Annotated in this window: 2 protein-coding genes; one reads left to right on the top strand and one right to left on the bottom strand. The window is 68.2% G+C overall.

What is annotated here, in order from left to right:
• Window positions 1–775: ABC transporter permease (locus LQV45_RS31745; RefSeq protein WP_230011411.1), on the top strand; the 775-nt coding region annotated here is incomplete at its 5' end.
• 72 nt (window positions 776–847) lie between these two features.
• Here LQV45_RS31745 and LQV45_RS31740 read toward each other — a convergent pair.
• Window positions 848–1,506, bottom strand: a 659-nt coding sequence (locus LQV45_RS31740) for a VWA domain-containing protein (RefSeq protein WP_230011408.1), incomplete at its 5' end; no start/stop codon positions are given.

Genomic DNA, 1,506 nt, shown 5'->3' with positions numbered 1-1,506 from the left:
CGTCGCCGCAGACCGCCTCTTCGTCGTCCTCCTTGTCGGCCTGCCGATGCTGCTCGCCCTGATGGCGCACGCCTTCCCCGGCGAGGCCGGGCTGTCCATGCGGGAGGCCGGGGGCGATCTGTATCAGGTCCAACAGCGGCTCATTGTCCTCGTGGTCGGAGCAGCGCTCATGGGAACAGCCCTCACGGTGCGCGAACTGGTCGCGGAACGGCCCATCTACCGGCGGGAACAGGCCGTTGGCCTCTCCCCTACGGCTTACCTGCTCGGCAAGTTTGTGGTGCTTGGCGCCTTGGTCGCAATCCAGTGCATCCTGTTCACCGTGATGGCTCTCCTCGGTCTGCCGGGACCGGACGATGCCTTGGTACTCGGCAATGGGCACCTGGAGATTGCGGTGGCTGTGGCAGCGGTTGGCGTCGCCATGACCGCCGCCGCGCTGGTGATCTCGGCTGCCGCGACATCGACTGAACAAACCATGCCTGCGCTCGTCGCCTTGGTGATGGCTCAATTGGTCCTTTGCGGTGGGCTGTTCGCTATCCAAGGCCGCGCCGGACTTGAGGAGGTGTCGTGGCTGCTCCCTGCACGTTTTGGCTACGCGGCTGCGGCGGCCACTGTCGGGCTCCAGAAACCGCCAGCACCCGAAGTGGACACGCTCTACGACCCGACAGCCGAGCAATGGCTCACAGACACCGGGTTCCTCGGAATTCAGGCCGTCGCGTTCCTCGCACTGGCCTATTGGGCGTTGCACCATTCTGTCAACCGAAACCCTTGGCGGTGAGATCGAACTGCGGTCAAACCCCGACGGCGTGGCCAATTACCCCCCCCCCAGTGGTGGAGAGTCGCCGCGGATCTATTGGGCCCAGTCGGCGTCGTCGTAGGGGCGTCCGCGGAAGTGGGCGCGGAGGTACTCCCCCACCACGGCAGCGCCCAGGTCTCCGGCCTCGGGCGCCACCACGCGGCCGTCGATGCGGCGGGCCATCCGCTGGACGAAACGTTCCAGGGAAGGGTCGTCGCCGAGCCGGAAGAACGTGGCCTGCGTGCCGGCGCGGGCCAGGCGGTCCAGTTCGGCGACCGTGACGCGGATGGTCTCCGGGTCCGGCGGCCAGCAGAACCACGACTCGCCGTCGGCCAGCAGGTGCGCGGTGGGTTCGCCGTCGGTCACCACGAGGAGGACGGGCTGCATCGACGGGTGCTGACGAAAGAACCGGCCGGCCAGCAGCAGGCCGTGGTGCAGGTTGGTTCCCTGCTCCCGCAGGGCCGGCAGGGCCGTGAGCTCGCCAATGTCCATGGTCTGCGCGTAGCGGCCGAACGTGATCAGCTGCAGCCGGTCGCCGCGGAACCGGGTTGAGACGAGGTGGTGCAGGGCGAGGGCGGTGCGTTTCATGGGCACCCAGCGTCCCTCGGCGGCCATCGAGAAGGACACGTCCGCAAGCAGGACGACGGCGGCCTGCATGCGCGCCTCCGTCTCCGTGACTTCGATGTCGCCCACGGCGAGGCGCAGTCCGCGGC

The organism is Microbacterium sp. Bi128, from assembly GCF_918698205.1.
Note: the sequence above shows the minus strand (reverse complement) of the source record. Positions and strands in the feature narration are given on the sequence as shown.